The sequence below is a fragment of the Winogradskyella sp. MH6 genome (genome assembly GCF_022810765.1).
GTDB lineage: Bacteria > Bacteroidota > Bacteroidia > Flavobacteriales > Flavobacteriaceae > Winogradskyella.
Map to the genome: position 1 here is coordinate 2,441,309 of NZ_CP094494.1, position 22,239 is coordinate 2,463,547.

At 32.5% G+C, this 22,239-nt stretch carries 25 protein-coding genes; 14 read left to right on the top strand and 11 right to left on the bottom strand.

The window, feature by feature from the left end:
• Positions 1 to 9: 9 nt before the first annotated feature.
• The gene (locus tag MST30_RS10945) at positions 10 to 1,224 is read right to left on the bottom strand and encodes an RsmB/NOP family class I SAM-dependent RNA methyltransferase (RefSeq protein WP_243471451.1); all 1,215 of its coding nucleotides are present in this window, start codon (positions 1,222 to 1,224) and stop codon (positions 10 to 12) included.
• Positions 1,225 to 1,368: 144 nt separating this feature from the next.
• On the opposite strand from MST30_RS10945, the gene MST30_RS10950 reads away from it, so the two are divergent.
• The 4 genes from MST30_RS10950 (at position 1,369) to MST30_RS10965 (ending at position 3,909) form a co-directional block, all read left to right on the top strand.
• Complete coding sequence (locus MST30_RS10950; RefSeq protein ID WP_243471452.1) at positions 1,369 to 1,947, top strand: RNA polymerase sigma factor; 579 nt, start codon at positions 1,369 to 1,371, stop codon at positions 1,945 to 1,947.
• A 43-nt stretch (positions 1,948 to 1,990) separates the two neighbouring features.
• Entirely contained in the window at positions 1,991 to 2,302 is a 312-nt protein-coding gene (locus MST30_RS10955) for a hypothetical protein (protein WP_243471453.1), read from the top strand.
• A gap of 7 nt (positions 2,303 to 2,309) precedes the next feature.
• Entirely contained in the window at positions 2,310 to 2,765 is a 456-nt protein-coding gene (locus MST30_RS10960; protein ID WP_243471454.1) for a Spy/CpxP family protein refolding chaperone, read from the top strand.
• A 121-nt stretch (positions 2,766 to 2,886) separates the two neighbouring features.
• Positions 2,887 to 3,909: a WD40/YVTN/BNR-like repeat-containing protein gene (locus MST30_RS10965; RefSeq protein ID WP_243471455.1), complete on the top strand. Its 1,023-nt coding sequence runs from the start codon at positions 2,887 to 2,889 to the stop codon at positions 3,907 to 3,909.
• Between the two features lie 26 nt (positions 3,910 to 3,935).
• On the opposite strand, the gene MST30_RS10970 is transcribed toward MST30_RS10965, so the two are convergent.
• From MST30_RS10970 to MST30_RS10980, 3 genes are read right to left on the bottom strand one after another with little or no spacing between them, the layout of a single operon-like run.
• Positions 3,936 to 4,388: a sensor of ECF-type sigma factor gene (locus MST30_RS10970; RefSeq protein ID WP_243471456.1), complete on the bottom strand. Its 453-nt coding sequence runs from the start codon at positions 4,386 to 4,388 to the stop codon at positions 3,936 to 3,938.
• Between the two features lie 10 nt (positions 4,389 to 4,398).
• The gene (locus MST30_RS10975) at positions 4,399 to 4,899 is read right to left on the bottom strand and encodes a hypothetical protein (protein WP_243471457.1); all 501 of its coding nucleotides are present in this window, start codon (positions 4,897 to 4,899) and stop codon (positions 4,399 to 4,401) included.
• Between the two features lie 31 nt (positions 4,900 to 4,930).
• Positions 4,931 to 5,473: an RNA polymerase sigma factor gene (locus tag MST30_RS10980; protein WP_243471458.1), complete on the bottom strand. Its 543-nt coding sequence runs from the start codon at positions 5,471 to 5,473 to the stop codon at positions 4,931 to 4,933.
• Positions 5,474 to 5,860: 387 nt separating this feature from the next.
• Here MST30_RS10980 and MST30_RS10985 point away from each other — a divergent pair, with 387 nt between their 5' ends.
• Positions 5,861 to 6,304 (top strand): hypothetical protein, encoded by a 444-nt coding sequence (locus MST30_RS10985; protein ID WP_243471459.1) that lies wholly within the window; start codon positions 5,861 to 5,863, stop codon positions 6,302 to 6,304.
• Positions 6,305 to 6,327: 23 nt separating this feature from the next.
• Here MST30_RS10985 and MST30_RS10990 read toward each other — a convergent pair whose 3' ends face one another.
• The 4 genes from MST30_RS10990 to MST30_RS11005 form a co-directional block, all read right to left on the bottom strand.
• Positions 6,328 to 8,151 (bottom strand): ABC transporter ATP-binding protein, encoded by a 1,824-nt coding sequence (locus MST30_RS10990; RefSeq protein WP_243471460.1) that lies wholly within the window; start codon positions 8,149 to 8,151, stop codon positions 6,328 to 6,330.
• Between the two features lie 3 nt (positions 8,152 to 8,154).
• Positions 8,155 to 9,882, bottom strand: coding sequence for a phospho-sugar mutase (locus MST30_RS10995; RefSeq protein ID WP_243471461.1), 1,728 nt, complete (start codon positions 9,880 to 9,882; stop codon positions 8,155 to 8,157).
• A 74-nt stretch (positions 9,883 to 9,956) separates the two neighbouring features.
• Positions 9,957 to 10,910, bottom strand: coding sequence for a glycosyltransferase family 2 protein (locus MST30_RS11000; RefSeq protein WP_243471462.1), 954 nt, complete (start codon positions 10,908 to 10,910; stop codon positions 9,957 to 9,959).
• A gap of 52 nt (positions 10,911 to 10,962) precedes the next feature.
• Positions 10,963 to 11,475 (bottom strand): DUF4199 domain-containing protein, encoded by a 513-nt coding sequence (locus tag MST30_RS11005; protein ID WP_243471463.1) that lies wholly within the window; start codon positions 11,473 to 11,475, stop codon positions 10,963 to 10,965.
• A gap of 162 nt (positions 11,476 to 11,637) precedes the next feature.
• Here MST30_RS11005 and MST30_RS11010 point away from each other — a divergent pair, with 162 nt between their 5' ends.
• The 3 genes from MST30_RS11010 (at position 11,638) to MST30_RS11020 (ending at position 14,129) form a co-directional block, all read left to right on the top strand.
• The gene (locus MST30_RS11010; protein WP_243471464.1) at positions 11,638 to 11,889 is read left to right on the top strand and encodes a type B 50S ribosomal protein L31; all 252 of its coding nucleotides are present in this window, start codon (positions 11,638 to 11,640) and stop codon (positions 11,887 to 11,889) included.
• 78 nt (positions 11,890 to 11,967) lie between these two features.
• Entirely contained in the window at positions 11,968 to 13,143 is a 1,176-nt protein-coding gene (locus tag MST30_RS11015) for a GlmU family protein (RefSeq protein ID WP_243471465.1), read from the top strand.
• 80 nt (positions 13,144 to 13,223) lie between these two features.
• On the top strand, positions 13,224 to 14,129 hold the full coding sequence (locus MST30_RS11020) for a TolB family protein (RefSeq protein ID WP_243471466.1): 906 nt from the start codon (positions 13,224 to 13,226) through the stop codon (positions 14,127 to 14,129).
• Positions 14,130 to 14,170: 41 nt separating this feature from the next.
• Here the strand turns inward: MST30_RS11020 and MST30_RS11025 are convergent, their stop codons facing one another.
• The gene (locus tag MST30_RS11025) at positions 14,171 to 15,784 is read right to left on the bottom strand and encodes an ABC transporter substrate-binding protein (RefSeq protein ID WP_243471467.1); all 1,614 of its coding nucleotides are present in this window, start codon (positions 15,782 to 15,784) and stop codon (positions 14,171 to 14,173) included.
• Positions 15,785 to 15,829: 45 nt separating this feature from the next.
• Between MST30_RS11025 and mtaB the strand changes: the two genes are divergently transcribed.
• Together mtaB and MST30_RS11035 are read left to right on the top strand one after the other, a co-directional pair.
• Positions 15,830 to 17,173, top strand: coding sequence for a tRNA (N(6)-L-threonylcarbamoyladenosine(37)-C(2))-methylthiotransferase MtaB (gene mtaB, locus MST30_RS11030; RefSeq protein WP_243471468.1), 1,344 nt, complete (start codon positions 15,830 to 15,832; stop codon positions 17,171 to 17,173).
• 88 nt (positions 17,174 to 17,261) lie between these two features.
• The gene (locus tag MST30_RS11035) at positions 17,262 to 17,654 is read left to right on the top strand and encodes a hypothetical protein (protein WP_243471469.1); all 393 of its coding nucleotides are present in this window, start codon (positions 17,262 to 17,264) and stop codon (positions 17,652 to 17,654) included.
• Positions 17,655 to 17,737: 83 nt separating this feature from the next.
• On the opposite strand, the gene MST30_RS11040 is transcribed toward MST30_RS11035, so the two are convergent.
• On the bottom strand, positions 17,738 to 18,034 hold the full coding sequence (locus tag MST30_RS11040; RefSeq protein ID WP_243471470.1) for an N-acetyltransferase: 297 nt from the start codon (positions 18,032 to 18,034) through the stop codon (positions 17,738 to 17,740).
• 180 nt (positions 18,035 to 18,214) lie between these two features.
• Here MST30_RS11040 and MST30_RS11045 point away from each other — a divergent pair, with 180 nt between their 5' ends.
• From MST30_RS11045 to cls, 3 genes are read left to right on the top strand one after another with little or no spacing between them, the layout of a single operon-like run.
• Positions 18,215 to 18,883: an alpha/beta hydrolase gene (locus MST30_RS11045; RefSeq protein WP_243471471.1), complete on the top strand. Its 669-nt coding sequence runs from the start codon at positions 18,215 to 18,217 to the stop codon at positions 18,881 to 18,883.
• Positions 18,884 to 18,927: 44 nt separating this feature from the next.
• Positions 18,928 to 19,866 (top strand): lytic transglycosylase domain-containing protein, encoded by a 939-nt coding sequence (locus tag MST30_RS11050; protein ID WP_243471472.1) that lies wholly within the window; start codon positions 18,928 to 18,930, stop codon positions 19,864 to 19,866.
• A 3-nt stretch (positions 19,867 to 19,869) separates the two neighbouring features.
• A complete protein-coding gene (cls, locus tag MST30_RS11055) occupies positions 19,870 to 21,318 on the top strand; it encodes a cardiolipin synthase (protein ID WP_243471473.1) in 1,449 nt (482 codons plus the stop codon).
• Between the two features lie 4 nt (positions 21,319 to 21,322).
• On the opposite strand, the gene MST30_RS11060 is transcribed toward cls, so the two are convergent.
• Positions 21,323 to 21,901 carry a tetratricopeptide repeat protein gene (locus MST30_RS11060; protein WP_243471474.1) on the bottom strand — a complete coding sequence of 193 codons (579 nt, stop codon included), beginning with the start codon at positions 21,899 to 21,901 and terminating at the stop codon, positions 21,323 to 21,325.
• Between the two features lie 165 nt (positions 21,902 to 22,066).
• Between MST30_RS11060 and rpmH the strand changes: the two genes are divergently transcribed.
• Positions 22,067 to 22,228 (top strand): 50S ribosomal protein L34, encoded by a 162-nt coding sequence (gene rpmH, locus MST30_RS11065; RefSeq protein WP_138434274.1) that lies wholly within the window; start codon positions 22,067 to 22,069, stop codon positions 22,226 to 22,228.
• Positions 22,229 to 22,239: the final 11 nt, after the last annotated feature.

Below are 22,239 nucleotides of genomic sequence, written 5' to 3' on the forward strand. Positions count from 1 at the left end.
TATTTGGGTTTATTTTTTCTTTTCTAATAAGGCCATATAAAATCCGTCAAAACCAGATTTATGGGCTAATACTTTTTTGTCCTTTACAAGTTTAAATTCTTTTCCACTTTCTGAAGTTAAGAAATTATCAACTTGTTTTTCATTTTCAGAAGGTAATATAGAACAAGTTGCATAAACCATTTTGCCACCAGACTTAACCATTTTTGAGTACTGTTGTAATACTTCTGATTGTGTTTTTTTGATGTTCTCAATAAATTCTGGTTCTAATTTCCACTTGGCATCAGGATTACGTCTTAAAACTCCCAAACCAGAACATGGAGCATCAATCAATAATCGGTCTGCTTTGCCATGTAACTTTTTGATCGGTTTTGTAGAGTCAATCACTTTCATTTCTATATTATGGACTCCGTTACGTCGTGCTCTTACTTTAAGCTTTTTTAGCTTACTCTCGTAAATATCCATAGCAATCACTTGACCTTTGTTTTCTAGAAGTGAGGCTAAGTGCAATGTTTTCCCACCAGCACCTGCACAAGCATCTACAACTTTCATGCCTGGTTTTACATCTAAAAAGTCAGCAACAAGCTGAGAGGAAGCGTCTTGCACCTCGAACCAGCCATTTTTAAAAGCTTCGGTCTTAAAAACATTAGCACGTTTTGTAAGTTTTAATGCCCAAGGATACTCTGGTAAAAATTCGGTTTCAATATCTTCGGATTGCAATTTTAGTTGCAAATCTTTTTTGTTGGTTTTTAAGGTGTTTACTCTTAAGATAACATCAGCTTGCTCATTTTGCATAGCAATTTCTTCTGCCCAAGTTTGCTCACCTAGTTCTTTGACACCTAGATCATCCATCCAATCAGGTATAGACTCGCGGAACTTTCTAATTTTAGAAAGCTCGTCGAAACGTCCTTTAATTTTACGGGTTGGAGTATCGGTAAAATATTTCCAATCAGGTAATTTTATACCTTTAAGTGTTGCCCAAACTGCAAAAATTCTCCAAAGATTATCTCTGTCGTATGGAGCTTTAACATCTGCAATCTCTGAGTATAGTCGTTTATATCTTACGATTTCGTATACAGTTTCTGCAACAAAACCTCTGTCTCTACTTCCCCAACGTTTATCGCGTTTCAATAATTGTTGTACCACTTTGTCTGCATACTCATTTTCATTGAAGATTTTGTGTAAACCATCAATAACCGCAAAGCATAAATTTCTGTGTAGTCGCATTGAAAAAAATTAGCATGCAAAGGTAATATAAAAGTTTAGATGTACTATTGTATTATTAGTTAAGTCTTTTTAAATAAAAAACATGTACAAGTTTTTTATTGTTTAAGCATCTCAATTAAATTGCAGTAATTTCTTAAACACAATTTGGAAGAAGAGAAGATAATAGAGCAATTAAAGGAAAGAAATACAGCGGTATTTTCTCAACTCATCGATGAGTATCAGCAGAAGGTTTTTGGTACTTGTATCTCTTTTGTACCAAATAAGGAAGATGCCGAAGATTTGGTACAAGAAGTGTTTTTAGAAGTCTATAATTCAATCTCTAAATTTAAAGGAAATTCTAAGCTTTCTACTTGGATTTATAGAATAACCACCAATAAATGTTTGGAGTTTATTAGGAAAAGGAATACCCAAAAACGATCTGGATTTTTAAAGCCCTTGTTTGGCGAGGATTTCTCAATAGATAAGACGAATTATTTTACTGAATTTAATCATCCAGGTTTTTTACTAGAGAACAAAGAACTAAACGAAACATTATTTAAAGCTATTAATAGTTTGCCCGAAAGTCAGGCTTCCGTTTTTACGCTACATAAAATAGATGGTAAGAGTTATCAGGAAATTGCTGAGATAACAGATAAGAGTGTGTCATCTGTTGAATCTCTTATGTTTAGAGCAAAGAAAAACCTTCAGCAGGTATTGTACAACTATTACAAAAATGATATGTAGCACAAGTTTTTTTTAACTTATGCATCTAAATAACAAATGATTTATGATGAAAGATTCTGGGATTAACAAAAAAGTAAATACGACACTAAATGTTGTAGATACTATCCAAGAAGTAAAGGTGTCACCTTTTCTTAAAGATAGGATATTGAACAATATAAATACAGAAGTCGAAGAAACTCAAAAAATTTGGTCTTGGTTTACACCCAAATTACAGATAGCAATGTTGATAGTGGTTATTTTACTCAATGTATATGCATACAAGGTGTTAACTTCAGATAATTATAATACAACCGTTGAAGAGTTTGTAGATACTTATGATTTTGGTGAAGAAACTTACACATCTATTTTTAATTAATTGAGTTATGAAAAAGCAAACAATTCTATACATATTACTTATCGTTCTTTTTCTATCTAATGTGTTTTTTATTTTTCATCATTTAACAAGATTTGGTGATAAAGACCATAAGCCTCATTTTTCTATGGTAGAAGAGTTAAACTTTAACCAAGAGCAACAAGAGGCTTATAACAAGATGCGAAGTGAGCATTTTGATAAAATGAAATCCTACTCAAAAAGAATTGGCGAGTTAAAAGAGGAAATGTATTCTAATACAGAAGAAGATGAAGTATCTAAAGTGTTCTTAGATTCTGTAATAGATTTAATTGCAATAGAAGAGAAAAACAAAGACTTGGAGATGTACAAACATTTTAGAGATGTAAGAGAAATATGTAACGACGAACAGAAAGCGCAACTCTCTAAAATTATAAACGATGCTATAAAGCGTCATGGTAAAAGAGGAAAGTCAAAAAAAAGAGATTGAGTTAAGTTGAATACTTTGTCTTTAAGTAGACTTTTACGTATTATTTGATTGATTATTGTTAATATGAAAAGCTTTGCGGTAATATCGTAAAGCTTTTTTATTTTTAGAGAAAATTGAAAGTATGCGAATTTTACTGTTTTGTTTGTTGTTATTTAACTTGTGTTCTTGTAAATCTGAAGAGCCTATAAAGCAAAGAAATTTTTCTGAAGTTGAGGTTGAAACTTTGTTGCAAGATTCCTTGATGAATGTTAGGGCGATTGAATTAAATAAGGATCAGTTGAAAGGCATGTCTTCTAATGGAAAAGAAATTCAAATGTTCATTGAAGATGAAGAGGCTATTTTATTGGAGACTATCGGTTCTTATAATTCAAGATCGTGTGCGATTTTAGAAGAAGATTTTTTTAATCTATCAATTGGAAGTCCAGCAAGATTGTACAAAAGCGGGATGTTGGTTTATTACGAGGACAACCCAAAAGCATTCTACGATTCTATGGACTTTTGGAATGATCAAGAAGGTATTGCCATTGGTGACCCAACGGATGATTGTATGAGTATCATCATTACCAGAGATGGAGGTGAAACTTGGACAAAATTATCTTGTGATAATTTACCAAAGGCCAAAGATGGTGAAGCTGCTTTTGCTGCGAGTGATACCAATATTTCAATAGTTGGAGATCATACTTGGGTAGCCACAGGAGGCAAGACCAGTCGAGTTCTATATTCGCCAGATAAAGGTAAAACCTGGGATGTTTTTGAGACACCAATTATTCAAGGAAAAGAAACTACAGGTATGTATTCCATAGACTTTTATGACGAGAATAATGGTTTTGCCATTGGTGGTGATTATACAAAGCCCAATGATACTTTAAACAACAAAATAAAAACAACAGATGGCGGCAAAACTTGGCAAGTTGTAGCTAATGGCAAAGGTCCAGGCTATAGAAGCTGTGTGCAGTACATTCCAAATTCTAATGCAAAGGAATTAGTAGCCATAGGTTTTAAAGGTATTGACTATAGTAATGATTCTGGCGAAACATGGAAGCATCTTAGTGACGAAGGTTTTTATACGATAAGATTTTTAAACGATTCTGTAGCTTATGCAGCTGGTAAAGGACGTATAAGTAAACTGACTTTTAGAGAATAAAAAAGAGACGCTATGGTCTCTTTTAATTAGTTTCGTCTGTTTTGTCTGCGTTCTCTAAACTCTTTTAATCTATCCAAAAGTTTCTGATTGAATTGGTCTTCTGCTACTTTGAGCATAATTATTTTTTTAGCAGATATAACCGTTTTTAAGTCTTCTACAAGCTCTAATTTAGCGTTATGCATTTCTGTTTCTGCTTCAAGAAGTTTTTCTAAGATTTCACCAGCACGTTTATCACTGACATTTCCTTGACGCATTTCTCTTTTTAAGGGTCTTAAATCTTCAGATTTAATCTTTTCTACTTTAGCTTCAAATTCATTATAAATTGGCCAAAATTGTTGTGCTTCTTCCGAGGTTAATTCTAATTTATCTGTAATGAAAGCTATTTTTTGAGCTTTTATTTTTTCTTGAATTTCACCACCTCGTTGTGCAAAACCAGAGAAGCTTACAAGTAAAATTAGTATTGGGATTAATTGTTTCATTATAATGTTTTTATTGTTGTAAAATTGTTTCAATATCTGTGTTTTCTAAAAGATATGATTCTAAATTTTCTTCCTTGTATTCTGTTTCTATTAAAGTGAAATCTTCTTCAAGAATATCTGCATTAACTAACAACTCTGCTAGTTCGTAACTGTCTAAATCACTATTTTTAAAATAGGTTTCAACCATTTCTGCAGACAACTCTTGCGTTTTACCATCACCATTCATGAAAATTGAGAACATTAATAATAGAGAAGCTGCAATACCACTAACATAATAAAATACTTTTCTAGTATTTAATTTTCTTACAGGCTTATCCTTTATCTTATTTAAGATTTTGCCATCTAATGATTCAAAATAATCTTCAGGTATTGTAAAGCCAGAATCATTAATACCTTCAATGGTTTCTTTCTCATTTAAACGCTCAAAGAGTTTGTCTTCAAAAGATTGAAAATAGTCATCTGGTGTTTTAAAACCATTAGAATTGATGTTATGTAATTTTTCTTTTTTCATTTTTACTTTGACTTCAAAATAATAAAATGGTTTAATCTGAAGTTAAAAAGCTCTCTATTTTTTTTACTGCTATATGATACGAGGCCTTAAGGGCTCCTTCGCTTGTCTCTAATATTTCGGACATTTCTTTGTATTTCATATCATCAAAATACTTCATGTTAAAAACAAGTTGCTGTTTTTGAGGAAGTGATGCTATAGCTTTTTGTAACTTTAGCTGAATGTCATCACCTTCAAAATAAACATCTGCAGCCAAATTATTTATAGCCAAATTTTGATGCTCTTCGTTGGTAATTTGTAATCTCCTAGCATTTCTATTTATATGTGTTATAGATTCGTTTGTGGCAATACGATATAACCAAGAGTATAATTTGCTGTCTCCTTTAAATTTATCAATGCTTCGGTATACCTTTATGAAGGTATTTTGTAAAACATCGTCTGCATCGTCATGAGAAATCACAATTTTACGGATGTGCCAATATAAACGCTCTTTATAGAGACTTAGCAGTTCTCTAAAAGCCGTTTCTTTAGATTTAGGATCTTGAAGACGTAGTATGAAATCCGTTTCGTTTGTCAAGCAAGTTATTTTAGTATTTAGACCATTGAATTTAGCAAAAGTTTAATGCCGAAAAAATTAATTTCACTTTGTGTTTTTAAGTAATTGGTTAACAGTATTTTAAATTTATTTATATCGATAAAATGCAAAAAAACACGATAAAAAGCATTTTTTTCTTGTTTTGTAGATTTATTTGTTATATGTTTGACACAGCTTAACCTATTAACTGTTACTAGTTTCCCCAAATCTGGTAACAATAATGAAAAGGATGCATATTTAATGCATCCTTTTTTAATGGCAGTTATTCTTCTATTTGGCTGATATTTTTGTAGTTATCCCGATTATATTTTTTTAATGTTGCTGAAAAATCGTACATTGTTTCGTTCTATTTTTTAAGATTAATATGCAATGAAATTTTATTCCCTACTATTTTCACTGGTTTTTAGCACCTGTATTTATGCGCAGGTAGGTATTAATACTGATAATCCGCAAAGTACATTGGATATTAATGGTAACCTGTCTGTTAAGCATGTTGGATTGGTACCTACTGATGGTACTCTGCAAGATATAGATGACGGAGTCTATATTTCTATAGACCCTTTTGTGAGTGGGCAACAGTTTCGTCTGCCAGATGCAACAACAGTGCCTGGAAGGATCTATATTTTAAGAAATATAGATAATTCAGATGATGCTTCTATTGTTACTCAAGGAGTAGGCGTAGAGTTTTTTGCTGGAAATAATAGTACCACAGGAACCACTTCAGTTACTTTGAATGGTGCAAATGTTACTACAAAAACCTTAATATTTATTAGTGATGGTTCTAATTGGACCTACGGACATTTAGGTTTTTAGTTTTTTTTTTAATATTCTAAATACTATTCAAAACTCTGCATTGCAACAAGTTTGCTGTAGGCTCCATTTTTAGCTAACAATTCTGAGTGGGTTCCTTGCTCTACAATCTCTCCTTTTTGCATTACAACAATTAAATCTGCATTTTGTATCGTAGATAGTCTGTGAGCAATAACAATAGAGGTTCTGTTTTTCATCATGTTTTCTAGAGCATCTTGTACTAAGCGTTCACTTTCTGTATCTAGAGCAGAAGTTGCTTCGTCCAAAATCATAATAGGTGGATTCTTTAATACTGCTCTTGCAATACTTAAGCGTTGCTTTTGTCCACCAGATAGTTTTCCTCCGCCATCACCTATATTGGTGTTGATGCCGTTAGGTAAATCTTTGACAAATTCCCAAGCATTAGCAATTTTTAATGCGTCAATTATCTCATCATCTGTAGCATCTTCTTTACCTAATAACACATTGTTTTTGATTGTATCATTAAATAAAATTGAATCTTGGGTCACAAGTCCCATTAAGTTGCGTAAAGAATGTTTTGTAAGACCCTTTATGTTTTCTCCGTCAATAGAAATACTTCCTTCGTTAACATCATAAAAACGAGTTACAAGGTTGGCAATAGTACTTTTTCCGCTTCCTGATTGTCCAACCAAAGCAACACTTTTTCCTTTAGGTACTTTGAGTTGAAAGTTTTTAAGCACTAAATCATCTTCGTATTTAAAAGAGATGTTATCAATGCTAATTTGTGATGTAAAATCGGTTTTAGTTTTAGCATTTGGTGAATCTTCTAATGGAGATTTCGTGTTTAATATTTCTAAAACACGCTCTGCAGCAGCATTACCTTTTTTAACACTATAACTGGCTTTACTTATAGCTTTTGCTGGAGTTAAAATGTTATAGGCTAATCCCATATAAACGATAAATAGACCAGCTTCTAGGTTGCCGTCATTTAAAACCATTTGGCCTCCATACCATAAAAGTATAGAGATAACAAGAATGCCTAAAAACTCACTGGTAGGTGAAGCTAAATTTTGACGATGAAGAAGGTTGTTAGAAAATTTATTAAATCGATCAGTGGATTCTTTGAATTTGTCTCCAAATATTTTTTGAGAATTAAAACCTTTTATCACTTTAAGACCACCTAATGTTTCTTCAATAATAGACAATAATTGCCCTTGCTCACTTTGTACTCTGTCTGAACGCTTTTTGAGACTTTTTCCAATTCTTGAAATAATAAATCCTGAAACTGGAATAAAAATGAAGACAAATAAGGTAAGCTTAGCGCTAATTAAAAACATTGTAATTATCGTAAAGAGAATCATTAATGGTTCTCTTACAATTAGTTCTAATATAGATAAGAAGGATGTTTGTATTTCTTGAACATCTGTAGTTATTCTTGCAATTGTATCACCTTTTCGTTTTTCAGAAAAATAAGCAATAGGTAGGTCTACAACTTTATCGTAGAGTGCATTTCTAATATCCTTTAAAACACCGTTTCTTAAAAAGGTAATGAAGTACATAGCTAAGTAGCTAAATAAATTTTTAAGCAAAAACATACTTACAACTAAGACAACCATGAAAATAAGAACATCATCATGCCCTTCATTGGCTTTTTGAGTAACAAAATAGTTTAAGTAGCTCTCTAGATAATCTTTTACATTGCCAATACCTTCCCAAGTTGGCTTTGTGTTTATTTGCTTTGTTTTATCAAATAAAACATTAAGCATTGGGAAAAGAGATACCATTGCAAGTGTACCAAATAAAGCATAAAAAATATTACTTATTATGTTTAAAACTGCAAAGGTTTTGTAGGGTTTGGCAAAGCCAATAATTTGCTTAAAATAATTCATGTACTATAAATTCATATCCTTTAGGATAGCGTCAATCTTGTTTTCCAATAACTGCTCCGTTGTTGCAAAAGCAGACACATTGTCAAGGTCTGTATTGACACTGATATAGAATTTAATTTTTGGTTCTGTACCACTTGGTCTAAGAGCAATTTTGCTACCTTCTTCTGTATAGTAGATTAACACATTAGATTTTGGTACATCTATAGTTGTTTCTTCTAAAGTTTGAAGGTTTTTAGAAATTGAAGTTTGGTAATCTTCAATAAGCACAACTCTTTCTCCATTAATTTCTTTTAAAGGATTATTTCTGGCATCAACCATCATTTGCTTAATTTCTTCAGCACCTTCAATACCTTTTTTAGTAAGCGATATTAAACGCTCTTTAAAGAAACCATGCTCAACATATAAGTCTATTAGTTTTTCATACAAAGTTTTACCTTCAGCTTTAGCTTGTGCAGCAATTTCACATGCTAAAAGAGTAGAGGTTACCGCATCTTTATCTCTCACAAAATCACCAACCATAAAACCAAAACTTTCTTCACCACCACCAATAAAATCTAGCTCAGGGAAGTCTTTAATCATTTTGGCAATCCATTTAAAACCAGTTAAGCCAATTTTGCATTCTACATCATATGCGTTGGCTAAAACAGACATCATTGGAGTAGAAACAATTGTAGAACCTACAAACTGCTTACCGTTAATCTTACCTTCCTTTTTCCACTGTTTTAAAAGAAAATCGGTCATTAAAACCATGGTTTGGTTACCATTTAGAATTACCAATTCGTTTTCTAAATTTCTAACCACAACACCTAATCTGTCACAATCTGGATCTGTACCAATAACAATATCTCCATCTACTTTTTCAGCCAATTCCATAGCCATTTTTAGAGCTTCTGGTTCTTCTGGGTTTGGAGATACAACTGTTGGAAAATCTCCGTTAGGATCTTTTTGTTCTTCAACAATATTTACATTGGTATAACCAGCTCGTTTTAAAGTTTCTGGTATGGCCATTATTGAAGTTCCGTGAAGCGATGTAAAAACGATATTTAAATTTTCTTTGGCTTCAGGTGATATGTTAAAACTTCCATTTTCAATAGATGCGTTAATAAACACATCGTCTATATCTTTTCCTATATATTGAATTAAATTTGAATTGGCTTCAAACTTAATTTCAGAATAATCTAGCTTGTTTATTTCTGCTATAATTTCTCCATCTTGAGGAGGAACTAATTGACCACCATCTTGCCAGTACACTTTATAACCGTTGTATTCTGGTGGATTATGAGATGCGGTTAATACAATACCACAATGACATCCTAAATGCTTGAGTGTAAACGAAAGCTCTGGAGTAGGTCTTAAATCTTCAAATAAATAAACTTTTATACCATTAGCAGAAAATACATCTGCAACTACTTTACCAAACGTTTTACTATTGTGTCTACAGTCGTAAGCAATCGCTACTTTTACTTGTTCGTTTGAGAAAGACTGATTTAAATAATTACTGAGTCCCTGTGTGTTTTTTCCTAGTGTATATTTATTAATACGGTTGGTGCCTAGTCCCATAATACCACGCATACCACCAGTTCCAAATTCCAGATTTTTATAGAAGCTTTCTTCTAATCCTTTAGGATCAGAAGCAATCATATTTTTAATTTGATTTTGAGTGTCTTCGTCAAAAGCTGGTGTTAACCAGGTGTTTACGCGTTCTAATATTTCGGGTTTTATATAAATCATAAGTAAAAAGTATTATTATACAAATGTAAAAAATCTTAGGTAGCCAATATTGAATCTAAAGAGATTATTGTGTGTTATTCAGACACATTTAATGCTTCCTTAATATAATAGCGTTGCTGTTGGCGTTTAGATCTCAAAATAAGCTCACCTAAAAAGCCTGCAATAAATAATTGAGATCCAATAATCATAGTAGATAGAGCGATATAGAATTGTGGTCGTTCAGTAATAAGTCTACCAGTTGGATTAAAAAACAATTTGTCTAAACCTAAATAAAAAGCAAATCCAAAACCAATAATAAACATAATGACACCAAGAGCTCCAAAAAGGTGCATAGGACGCTTGCCAAAGCGTGACACAAACCAAATAGTGATAAGATCTAAAAAACCATTAATAAAACGATTCATGCCAAATTTTGTGTGACCATATTTTCTGGCTTGATGCTTTACAACTTTCTCACCAATTTTAGTGAAACCAGCATTTTTTGCCAATACAGGAATATATCGATGCATTTCACCATAAACATCAATATGTTTTACAACGGTATTGCTGTAAGCTTTAAGTCCACAGTTGAAATCGTGAAGTTTTACTCCAGACGTTCGTCTTGCAGCCCAATTAAAAAGCTTGGAAGGCAGGTTTTTAGAAATAACAGAATCAAAACGTTTCTTTTTCCAACCAGAAACAAGGTCAAAGCTATCATCAGTTATCATGTTATATAACTCTGGGATTTCATCAGGATTATCCTGTAAATCGGCATCCATGGTTATAACAACATCTCCCTTGGCAGCAGCAAAACCAGCATGTAGCGCTTGAGATTTACCAAAGTTTTTTAAAAACCGAATACCTTTTACATTGGTATTAGATGCTACAAGTTGCGAAATAACTTGCCATGAACTATCAGTGCTACCATCGTCTATAAATAGAATTTCGTAAGAAAACGAATTGGATTGCATCACAGATACAATCCAATCGTGTAGTTCTTTTAAAGAGTCGCGTTCGTTAAGTAGTGGTATAACTACTGATATATTCATATTTTGAATGGTCTAATTAACAGACTTCAAAAATAAGTAAATTATTTAAGGACTAATTATCGTTTTTCATTATTAGACCAGTAATCAACGATACTATAAGTCCAAATACAAGTGAGCCAAGAATAGACATTAAGCTAAAAAAACCTGGGTTCAAAAACATGCTACTAATCTCCATAGATTTGTTTACTTGCTCTTGAGTCAAGTCAGGGTTTTGTTCTATAATTTGCTGATAAGCTGTTTCTTTTTGCATTTCAATAAACTCAGGGTAAATATATTCGTAATGAACATATGAGTAAATAGCCGAAATTAAACCTCCAATCACAGCAATAGCTAAGCCTACTTTAATAGCTTGGCTTAAAGTAAGGTTATTAGCATTAGAGTTTTTGTATGCTTTAATACCATAAACAAATATTAAAACGCCAAGAACAAAACTAGCTCCAGAAAGAATCCAGCTTTTGTCTAAATTTGCTACATACATAATAATTAAAACGGCAATACTTATAAGTGCCGAGTATAGACCATATGTATAAGCAATTGGTTTAATAGGTGCAGTTTGATTTTCCATAATGAGATCGATTTTGTTAGTTAATTGACTAGTTAGTACTCAAAGATACTAAATTGTTACACTAAAAAAGATGAAATAAAAATTCTTAAAAAGATTGTAGAATTATAAAAATTACTTAAATTTGCACCTCGAAAAAATCGAAATTATTTAAAGCAGATAGCGATGAAAGCAGGAATACATCCAGAAAATTATAGAGTAGTAGCATTCAAAGACATGTCTAACGACGACGTTTTTTTAACTAAGTCTACTGCAGAGACAAATGAAACTATTGAGGTTGATGGTGTTGAATATCCATTAGTAAAATTGGAAATTTCTAGAACTTCTCATCCTTATTACACTGGTAAATCTAAATTAGTAGATACAGCTGGTCGTATTGATAAATTCAAAAACAAATACGCTAAGTTTAAGAAATAATCTTAGTTGTTTAGATATTTTAAAAAGCCTTTCTTTTGTAGAAAGGCTTTTTTTATTTTTACATAAATTCAAATTTAGATGAACTACATACTTTTTGATGGACCGTACAGAGACAACCTCTTGCCATTTACATATACCAGACCAGTTGCCGATATTAGAGTAGGCATACTAACGATTCGTCAGAAATGGGAATCGTTCATAGAATACACTACAACTACGGTAACTGAGGATTATTTGTCTGATAAGTTTCCGATGGTAGAAATGGAAGAAAACATAATGATTAACGCTTCTTTCTTACCAAATACTGAAGTTGTAGAGCTAATAAAAAACTTAAGTGATAACCAAGCGCTATTTAAAGGAGAAGATGTTATCGCGTTTTTTGCCAAAGAAGGTGAGGAGGTGAGTGATTTTTCAAATTTTGAGGCTATTGAATTTGAAGGAGACATTTTAAAAATTGAGCATACTTGGGATATTTTTTCTAAGAATGGTGAAGCTATTGAGGAGGATTTCAATTTAATTACAAATGGAAGAAAATCTGAACCTATTCCTGCAACGGTAAAGACCTTAAACCCTGAGAATATTTTTATTGAAAAAGGGGCAAAACTCAATTTTGTAACACTAAATGCAAGTTCAGGACCAATTTACATTGGCAGAGATGCCGAAATTATGGAAGGTACTGTTGTTAGAGGACCTTTGGCGCTTTGTAATAACGCAACACTAAAATTAGCAACAAAAATATATGGGCCAACTACAGTCGGACCACATAGCAAAGTAGGTGGAGAGGTTAATAATTCTGTGATTTTTGGTTATTCAAATAAAGGACATGATGGTTTCTTAGGAAACTCTGTTTTGGGAGAATGGTGTAACATAGGTGCAGATTCAAACAACAGCAACCTTAAAAATAACTATGCTGAAGTGAGACTTTGGAATTACCAAACAGGTGGATTTGCTAAAACAGGCCTACAGTTCTGTGGACTAATGATGGGAGACCATAGCAAATGTGGTATCAATACGATGTTTAATACTGGTACGGTTGTTGGAGTAAGTTCTAATATTTTTGGAAGTGGATTTCCGCGCAATTTTGTACCGAGTTTTTCTTGGGGAGGAAGCAAAGGTTTTGTAACCTATAAAACCAACAAAGCTTTTGAAGTTGCTGAAGTGGTAATGGGAAGACGTAATGAGGAATTTACAGATATTGATAAAGCAATCTTAGAGCACGTTTTTGAAGAAACAAAACAGTACAGAAGGGAATAACCTATAATGTATATTTGGCAGCCAGTGTTATTGTCTTGTCTCAGTACTAAAATTATAAATTAATACAGAATCTAAAAAGTATGACATCCAAATTTACCCTACTAATTGTCTTATTAAGTTTTGCTTTCGGATTTTCACAAAGTGAAGATGTTGAGGTGAAAAAATTAAAAATCAATACGGATTTAGATCATTTTGCTGCTCGCGTGGTTGGTGATAAAGTTTTTTTTAGTCACAACCTTACTACTAAAAGAGGTCGGCCGATAAAGGACAAGTACGATGGTTTTATTTACATTATGTACGAAGCAGCATTAAGCGATGATGGTGAAATTAAAGATGAACAGCCAATTGTAAAAACAGAATTGGGACGTTTTAATATGTCTTCAGCTACCTTTTCAAAAGATGGAAAATACATGTACTTTACGACCAATCAAATTGATAAAGGTGATAACAAACTAAAAGGAGTTGAAACCTATAATTTACAAATACAACGAGCAGAATACGAAGAGGGGAAAGGCTGGACAAATTTTGAGACTCTTCCATTCTGCGATGTAGATCACAACTATGCACATCCTGCTCTAAGTCCAGATGGAAATACGCTTTATTTTATTGCAGACGTAAAAGGAACCAAAGGAAAGTCAGATTTATACAAGGTTTCGGTTTCTAATCACGAAACTTATGGTGAAGTAACAAGTTTGGGTGAAACTATAAATTCTTCACGTACCGAAATATTTCCGTTTGTAAGCGCAGATAACAAATTGTATTTTACTTCTGATAGAAGAGGAGGAAAAGGAGGTTTAGATATTTATGTTTACGATTTAGATTCTGATGATACTGAACAAGAACCAAAATCATTAGAAGAGCCTATAAACAGTAGAGGAGATGATTTTTCTTTTTTCTTGAATGATGATTTAACCACGGGTTATATTTCATCACGACGTTACAAAGGAGAAGGTGGTGATGATTTATATTATTTCGAGAAGTTTTAATGAAATCGTTATGGTGTATAAACGTTTATTCGTTGTTTTCACTAATCACTTTTCTTCACGTTTTTCAATTCTAATAAGTTAGTAGCATTTATTCCTAACCCTTTTACTTCCTTTCTTGTAAAACGTACCACTTCGTCATAAAACATAGGAACAATTGGTGCTGTATTCATTATCAAAGCATCCATTTTTGTATAAAGCTCAGCTCTAATTGTTGGGTTGGTTTCTAAATAAGAGGCTTCATACATTTTATCAAATTCTTTACTTGAATAATGTGTGTAATTTGGTCCGTTTGGTGAAAAGTTTTTACTGTAATAAAGTGATAAATAATTTTCAGCATCAGGATAATCTGCAATCCAACTTGCTCTAAAAAAGTCGAGTTGACCGTTAGCTTTAGCATCTTTTAAACTTGAAGCAGGAATCACATCCACATTGACATTGATTCCAATTTTTTGTATTTCACGTTGAATAAATTCGCAAAAACTTAAATAGTTGCTCGTAGTTGTTAAGGTTACTTCTGGATTTTGGATACCAGTTTCAGACTTAAATTCTAGTACTAATTGTTTAGCTTTTTCGGGTTGATAGGTAAAACCGATAGTAGCATCAAAACCTGGTAATCCTTTTGGGATAAACCCACCTGTTGCAGGTATGCCAATGACATTGCGTAAATAGGTAATCATTTTAGTTCTGTCAAAACCAAGATTAATGGCTTGCCTTAATTTTAAAGCCTGAATTTCTTTAACCTCAGTTTCCATAAAAAATGCCAGATATTCAGTGTTGAGGTATGGTCCTCTAATCATGTTTACGTCATCAGCGTAAAGCTTTCTGAGCTTACCTTCAGCAGTTAAAATTTCATCCTTATATGAGGCATCCAATCCAGAAACAAAATCAATATTACCTTGTGCGAATTGCAGAAATTCACTTTGCTTATCTGGTAAAAATGTAATAGCTACAGCTTCTAGATATGGTAGCTGTTCTCCCTTTTTATCCGTTTCAAAATAATTGTTATTGCGTCTAAAAACGAGTTTAATGTTTTCTTCCCAACGCTTAAATTTAAAAGGACCAGTACCAATAGGATTAGATCTAAAATCACTGCCATAATGTTCTACAATTTCTTTGGGAACCACAGAGCAATATTTCATGGTGAGTAGTCCTAAAAATGCAGGAAAAGGCTGTTTTAGTTTAATTTGAAATGTGGAATCATTTAGTGCAGAATAACTTTCCACTTTTTTAAGTACCCAACTTCCTGGTGAGGCTAGTTTTTCGTCTTTCAGTCTATTGAAACTGTATTCAAAATCTGAAGCATTAACCGTTCTTGTAGAGTCTCTGCCAAACAAATGGTGCTTATGAAAATATACATCTTTTCTGAGGGTAAAACTGTAAGTTTTGGCACTGTCTGTAACCACCCAATTTTTCGCAATGCAAGGCTTTACGTTGAGTTGGTCGTCCATTTGCACTAAGCCATTAAAAAGCTGATGCGTTGCCCAAATGTCTGCTAAATCTTTTGAAAACGCAGGATCTAACGAGCCAATGTTTTTATGTTCATTATACCTAAAAACTAACAAGTCATTATTCTCATTGTTTTTTGATGAACATGAAAACAAAGTGATACTTAAAATTAAGAGGTTGAAAAATAGGGTTTTAATGGGTTTTTGCATCTAATTATTATGTTGTAAATTTGCCAACTTGGTAAAAATACAAGAATGAACCCAACAAAAAAAGTCGCATTTTATACTTTAGGTTGTAAGCTTAATTTCTCTGAAACTTCTACGATAGCAAGAAGTTTTAAAGATGAAGGTTTTGCACGTGTAGACTTTAACGAAGAAGCTGATATTTATGTGATAAATACGTGTTCTGTAACAGAAAATGCAGACAAGCGATTTAAGACTATCGTTAAGCAAGCCCAAAAGGTAAATCCAGAGGCGTTTGTTGCAGCTATAGGTTGTTACGCTCAGTTAAAGCCAGAAGAACTTGCAGATGTTGATGGAGTAGATTTGGTTTTGGGTGCAACAGAAAAGTTTAAAATCACAGATTATCTAAACGACTTAACCAAAAACGATTTTGGTGAGGTGCATAGTTGTGAAATACAAGAAGCTGACTTTTATGTTGGTAGTTACTCAATTGGAGATAGAACCAGAGCATTTTTAAAAGTTCAGGATGGTTGTGATTACAAGTGTACGTATTGTACTATTCCATTAGCAAGAGGAATTTCGCGAAGTGATACCATGGAGAATGTTCTTAAAAATGCTCGTGAAATTTCTGAACAAAACATAAAAGAAATTGTCTTAACTGGTGTAAACATTGGTGATTATGGTAAGGGTGAATTTGGAAACAAAAAACACGAACACACCTTCCTAGATTTGGTAACTGAGTTAGATAAAGTGGAAGGCATTGAACGTTTAAGAATTTCTTCTATAGAACCTAATTTACTTAAGAATGAAACCATAGAATTGGTTTCAAAATCAAGAGCATTTGTACCACATTTTCATGTGCCTTTACAAAGTGGTAGCAACGATATTCTTAAAAAAATGAAGCGTCGTTACATGCGAGAGTTGTATGTAGATCGTGTTTCAAGAATAAAGGAAGTAATGCCACATGCTTGTATTGGTGTGGATGTCATTGTTGGTTTTCCTGGTGAAACAGACGAACTTTTTTTAGAAACTTATAACTTCTTAAATGAGTTAGATATTTCGTATCTACATGTGTTTACTTACTCTGAGCGCGATAATACCGAAGCTGCTGATATGGATGGAGTAGTACCTAAAAATGTGAGATCTAAACGAAGTAAAATGCTTCGAGGTCTTTCAGCCAAAAAACGAAGAGCGTTTTACGAGCAACAATTAGGTACTGAAAGAACTGTTTTATTTGAAGGAGAAAATAAAGAAGGTTACATTCACGGTTTTACTGAAAACTACGTAAAAGTAAAAGCACCTTGGAATCCTGAACTCGTTAATACATTGCATGAGGTTGAACTAACCAAAATAGATGAAGATGGTTTGGTGCGTTTTGAGTTTGTAAATACTAATAGCTCAGTTAAAGCATTTTAGTTGGTCTAATAAATCAGTGCCTCAACGATTTAATTTTAATTGATGTATAGCTCCAAATACATTTATCCACAATAAGTTTCGTAATTATATGAAGAGTTATAAAATCACTTCACTTTTAATAATCTTTTTTTCTTTAGTGTTAATGTCTTGTTCTAAAGAAGAGCGTTTAGATAAAAAAGTTAATATTTTAGGTGTTTGGGAAAAAACTGAGGTAGGTATTGAGTCTACAACTACTTTTAGACTGGTTTTTGGTTCTAATAATACTGGGATTAAAACCGAAAGCACTCAGTATGCTTCAGGAGAAATAATTTCTAACGCTTTATCTTTTACTTGGGAACTAAATAATAACGAAGTAAATCTATATGATGACAATGAAGTACATATAGATACTTATATCATAACAAATGGAGATCAACTTTTTTTAACAAATAACACATTACAGTTAGAGAAAGTTTCTGATGATTATACCCACTTTTTTTGAAGACATCCATTCGAAATAGAGAATTAAACCATAAAAAAACCGAAACTTATTTGTTTCGGTTTTTTTATTATTTCTTTTTCAAATTATATGCGAATACCAACAGGTAGCATACGCTTATATTTTCTATTGCTTCTTACAAATTTTGCAATTTCAGGACTTGTTGGTACTACACTGATGTTCCTTTCTTTAATATCATCAAACACCATTGCCAAAAACTCTTTTTCAAATTCATTAGATTTGATAGATGAAGGGATTACCATCTTTGTTAAGAATATTTTGCGCTCTTGCAAAGAATACTCTATAACAGCCATATCATCTTCAACCTTTAATTCGTATTGACGCAGAAAGTCATTATCAATCAATTCAGCAGTTTCAGTCATAATTTTCTTTGTTTTAAGTTAGCGGTTGGCAAGTAGATACTATATTTGATATAGTTTTGCAGTGCAAAGGTACAAAAAATCGACGTAAGTTTTAAGCTAAGGTTGTTAAAACGTTAAATAATAAGTCTTTAAAGATTTTGATGTAAGTATCAGCTTAAATTTATGCAGTAAATTTTAATTATGACCTCAAATATTACACATGTTTATTTAATGCCAGGTATGGCGGCTAATCCTTCAATTTTTGAGTATATAGAATTGCCCAAAGACAAGTACAAAATCCATTGGTTAGAATGGCAAATACCAGACAAGGACGAATCTTTAACAGATTACGCAAAACGAATGTGTAAATTAATAGAACATGATAATTCGGTTTTATTAGGTGTTTCTTTTGGAGGTATGTTGGTACAGGAAATGAGTAAGTTTTTAAATCTTAAAAGGCTTTTTGTGGTGTCTAGCATAAAATCCTACCATGAGCTACCTAAGCATATGAAATTGCTAAAATATACCAAAGCATATAAAATTTTACCAACAAAACTAGTAAGTAACATCGACCTTTTGGCAAAATACGCTCTAGGAGAAACCATAAAAAAACGTGTAGACTTGTATAAAAAGTACCTTTCTGTAAATGATACTGTATACCTGGATTGGGCCATAAAACAAGTAGTCTGTTGGGAGCAAGAAGAACCAAATCCTGATGCTATTTATATTCATGGAGATAAGGATATGGTATTTCCTCATTCTTGTACAGGTAATTGTATCATTATCAAAGGCGGAACACATATAATGATAATTAATAAGTATAAATGGTTTAACGAAAATTTACCTAAACTTATAGAGTCTGGTACTTGAAAGAGTTCTGCAGATTACTTACATTTATAAAAAATATTAATTGTATGAAGACTTTAAAAAATATATTAGCAGTCGTAGGGCTTGTGTGCGTGTCGGGATTATTTATTTTTTCTATGCAGAAAGCACCTTCAGATAAAACTATTGGTAAAGAAGATCCTTTAGTTAACGATTATAACGTTTATGCCTTAGAAATGCCTGAAGGTTTAAACTTTGCAGGCGAAAAAGTTCCGGTAGAAAATCCAGATATTTATGAGCGAATGGATAGAGAGCTTTTAGTGAATACTTACTGGCAATCTAATGGTTTGCTTTTGTTTAAGCGTGCTCAGAAGTACTTTCCAATTATAGAGCCAATCTTAAAAAAGAATGGAGTTCCAGATGATTTTAAATATTTAGCAGTTATAGAAAGTGGGTTGGTGCCTACAGCGATTTCACCAGCAAGGGCCTCTGGTGTTTGGCAGATTATGGCTGCAACAGGTAGAGAAAATGGATTAGAGGTAAACTCTAACGTTGATGAGCGCTATAACTTAGAAATGGCTACAGAAGTAGCTTGTGTATATTTAAAGAAAGCTAAAGAGCAATTGGGCTCATGGACATTAGCAGCAGCTGCTTACAATGCAGGAAACGCAGGGATTTCAAGACGCCTAGATGAGCAAGGTGTAAGTAACTACTATGATTTGTTATTAGGTGAAGAGACTGGTCGTTATATGTTTAGAATTGTGGCTTTAAAAGAAATTTTGAACAATGCTTCTAAATACGGGTTTAACTTCAATAAAAGCGATTTATACAAATATATACCTACTTACAAAGTAGAAGTAGATACTGCTGTTACTGATTTTTCACAATTTGCCAAGCGATTTGGTATTAACTACAAGATATTAAAGATTCATAATCCTTGGTTGAGAGAAGGACACCTCAATAACAAATCTCGAAAGTTATATACTATAGAGATTCCTAAAGAAGGTTACTACAGTGTACAACCTTAATACTTGGAGTACATAAAAGAACATATATGGCAAATTCTTATAGGACTCAATTACGTCTTAGCCATATCTGCTGTAATTACCATTCTTTTCAAGAAAATAAATCCAACAAAAACTTTAAGTTACATTATTGTTTTGTTGGTTTTTCCTTTTGTAGGCCTCATTGTTTATTACCTGTTTGGTCAAGAATATCGTAAGTCTAAAATTTTCGACAGGAAGCATATTTTAAATCAATCGGTTGTAAAACAAATTCAAAAAGAGTTAGAACTAGATACCAAAACAATTGAAAGTATTGATGAATTGTTAGAGGAGAAATCTAAACTTATAAGGCTTTTATACAATAGTGAAAAATCTAAATTGACTATAAAAAATAAAGTAGAGCTCATTAAAAATGGTGACTATAAGATTGAGCTTTTGTTTGAAGACATAAAAAATGCAAAACATCATATACATATTGAATATTTTATAATTAAAGACGATTCAATAGGCACCAAATTCTTAGATGCATTATGCAATAAGGCAAAAGAAGGAGTAAAGGTTAGGGTGGTAATAGATGATGTTGGTAGTGCTATATCTTCCAAAATGAAGCGTAAGTTACAAGACGGCGGAGTAGAGCTGTACAAATTTATGCCAGTATTGTTTTCTAGGTTTACAGGAAAGATGAACTATCGCGACCATAGAAAGATTGCTATCATAGATGGAAAAATAGGTTATGTAGGTGGTATTAATATTTCTGATAACTATATTAATTCAAATAACACAAGGTATTGGAGAGATACACATGTTAGAATAGTTGGTGAAGCCGTTAGGCAGCTTCAGATTTTATTTTTTACAACATTAGATTTTGTTAGTGAAGGTGATGTGAATATCTCAAAAGATTACTTTCCTGAGAGTACATGTAAAGATGATGTTGCACTACAAATTGCTGCTAGTGGTCCAGATACAGATTGGTCTAATATTATGGAGGCAATTTTTGTAGCGATAACCAATGCTGAAGAGTATATTCATATTACAACACCATATTTCATCCCAAATGATGAAATTGTAACGGCTCTCCAAGTTGCTGCGAGAAGTAATATTGAAGTAAAACTCATTGTGCCAAAAAAATCAGATTCTTGGATAGCTGAGTATGCTACTAACTCTTATCTCGAAAAATTATTAGAAGCAGGTGTAGAGGTTTACCAATATACCAAAGGGTTTGTGCATGCAAAAACCATTGTAATAGATGATGTGTTTAGTACTGTAGGAACAGCAAATATGGACTACAGAAGTTTCAATATAAATTTTGAAGTCAATGCTTTAATTTATAATAAACCTTTTGCAAAGGAGCTCAATCAAGTTTTTAATTCCGATATAGAAAATACCACAAAGTTAGAACTTGAAGCTTGGAAAAAGCGATCAAAGCGTACCAAGCTTATAGAAGCTTTGGCACGTTTGGCAGCACCATTATTATAAGCTACTATCTTTTGCTTCTTCTGTTTTGTCTGGCAGAAGTTGGTTGTCCGTAATGTTGTCTTGGTATAGAAGCCTTTTTCATTTGTTGCTTCATCATTTTTATCTGATCGGCAAGCATATCACGCTTATCGAGCTTTTCAGCTTCAGCCAATAATTTTTGAGCTTCTTGTTTTCTTCGTTTAGAAAAAGCAATCCCAGCTAAATTTAATTTAGCCATTGCTAAATCATGATCCATAGATAAGCCAAGACCAATAGCCTTTTTAAAGTATTTTTCAGCTTCGTTCATATTTGTCTGAGAAACCATGATACCATTAAGATAGTTTAAATACCCTTGTTGTTTCTTAACTAAAGAAGCTTCAGGATTCTTTATTTTGTCTAGCCATTTTTTAGCACCTTCAAAATCTTGCTTACGCAATTTAAAGAAAGCCAAAAGAATCATTTCATTTTTAAAATAAAGGAAAATAAATATGGTTGAAAGTAATATGTACATTATACCATTACCAATGTATCCTTCGGTAAATTGATATATGGCATACCCAATAATTAATGCAGCTATTACTAATTTTATATTTTTGTTGAACATTTTTATGGTTTAAATATTGAAGTGAGCAAAGGTAATAAAAACAAATAAAATTTTTTTGAAAATAGTACTTGCTAAAGCAAAAAGTTGTTGTATATTTGCACCCGGTTTTTGAGAGAACCTTTATAGATTAAATTTAAGAATTCAGGATTTTAAAAATATAAGACAATGCCAAAAAGAACGTTTCAACCGTCAAAAAGAAAGAGAAGAAACAAGCACGGTTTCAGAGAAAGAATGGCTTCTGTTAACGGAAGAAAAGTTTTAGCACGTAGAAGAGCTAAAGGAAGAAAGAAATTGTCTGTATCTTCAGAATTAAGACATAAAAAATAATGATTAACAAT

What these genes read in the sequence shown, in the direction of transcription:
- MST30_RS10945 (WP_243471451.1), bottom strand. Translation starts at nt 1,224, where the DNA reads ATGCGACTACACAGAAATTTATGCTTTGCGGTTATTGATGGTTTACAC.
- MST30_RS10955 (WP_243471453.1), top strand. Translation starts at nt 1,991, where the DNA reads ATGATGAAAGATTCTGGGATTAACAAAAAAGTAAATACGACACTAAAT.
- MST30_RS10960 (WP_243471454.1), top strand. Translation starts at nt 2,310, where the DNA reads ATGAAAAAGCAAACAATTCTATACATATTACTTATCGTTCTTTTTCTA.
- MST30_RS10965 (WP_243471455.1), top strand. Translation starts at nt 2,887, where the DNA reads ATGCGAATTTTACTGTTTTGTTTGTTGTTATTTAACTTGTGTTCTTGT.
- MST30_RS10970 (WP_243471456.1), bottom strand. Translation starts at nt 4,388, where the DNA reads ATGAAACAATTAATCCCAATACTAATTTTACTTGTAAGCTTCTCTGGT.
- MST30_RS10975 (WP_243471457.1), bottom strand. Translation starts at nt 4,899, where the DNA reads ATGAAAAAAGAAAAATTACATAACATCAATTCTAATGGTTTTAAAACA.
- MST30_RS10985 (WP_243471459.1), top strand. Translation starts at nt 5,861, where the DNA reads ATGAAATTTTATTCCCTACTATTTTCACTGGTTTTTAGCACCTGTATT.
- MST30_RS10990 (WP_243471460.1), bottom strand. Translation starts at nt 8,151, where the DNA reads ATGAATTATTTTAAGCAAATTATTGGCTTTGCCAAACCCTACAAAACC.
- MST30_RS10995 (WP_243471461.1), bottom strand. Translation starts at nt 9,882, where the DNA reads ATGATTTATATAAAACCCGAAATATTAGAACGCGTAAACACCTGGTTA.
- MST30_RS11000 (WP_243471462.1), bottom strand. Translation starts at nt 10,910, where the DNA reads ATGAATATATCAGTAGTTATACCACTACTTAACGAACGCGACTCTTTA.
- MST30_RS11005 (WP_243471463.1), bottom strand. Translation starts at nt 11,475, where the DNA reads ATGGAAAATCAAACTGCACCTATTAAACCAATTGCTTATACATATGGT.
- MST30_RS11010 (WP_243471464.1), top strand. Translation starts at nt 11,638, where the DNA reads ATGAAAGCAGGAATACATCCAGAAAATTATAGAGTAGTAGCATTCAAA.
- MST30_RS11015 (WP_243471465.1), top strand. Translation starts at nt 11,968, where the DNA reads ATGAACTACATACTTTTTGATGGACCGTACAGAGACAACCTCTTGCCA.
- MST30_RS11020 (WP_243471466.1), top strand. Translation starts at nt 13,224, where the DNA reads ATGACATCCAAATTTACCCTACTAATTGTCTTATTAAGTTTTGCTTTC.
- MST30_RS11025 (WP_243471467.1), bottom strand. Translation starts at nt 15,784, where the DNA reads ATGCAAAAACCCATTAAAACCCTATTTTTCAACCTCTTAATTTTAAGT.
- mtaB (WP_243471468.1), top strand. Translation starts at nt 15,830, where the DNA reads ATGAACCCAACAAAAAAAGTCGCATTTTATACTTTAGGTTGTAAGCTT.
- MST30_RS11035 (WP_243471469.1), top strand. Translation starts at nt 17,262, where the DNA reads ATGAAGAGTTATAAAATCACTTCACTTTTAATAATCTTTTTTTCTTTA.
- MST30_RS11040 (WP_243471470.1), bottom strand. Translation starts at nt 18,034, where the DNA reads ATGACTGAAACTGCTGAATTGATTGATAATGACTTTCTGCGTCAATAC.
- MST30_RS11045 (WP_243471471.1), top strand. Translation starts at nt 18,215, where the DNA reads ATGACCTCAAATATTACACATGTTTATTTAATGCCAGGTATGGCGGCT.
- MST30_RS11050 (WP_243471472.1), top strand. Translation starts at nt 18,928, where the DNA reads ATGAAGACTTTAAAAAATATATTAGCAGTCGTAGGGCTTGTGTGCGTG.
- MST30_RS11060 (WP_243471474.1), bottom strand. Translation starts at nt 21,901, where the DNA reads ATGTTCAACAAAAATATAAAATTAGTAATAGCTGCATTAATTATTGGG.
- rpmH (WP_138434274.1), top strand. Translation starts at nt 22,067, where the DNA reads ATGCCAAAAAGAACGTTTCAACCGTCAAAAAGAAAGAGAAGAAACAAG.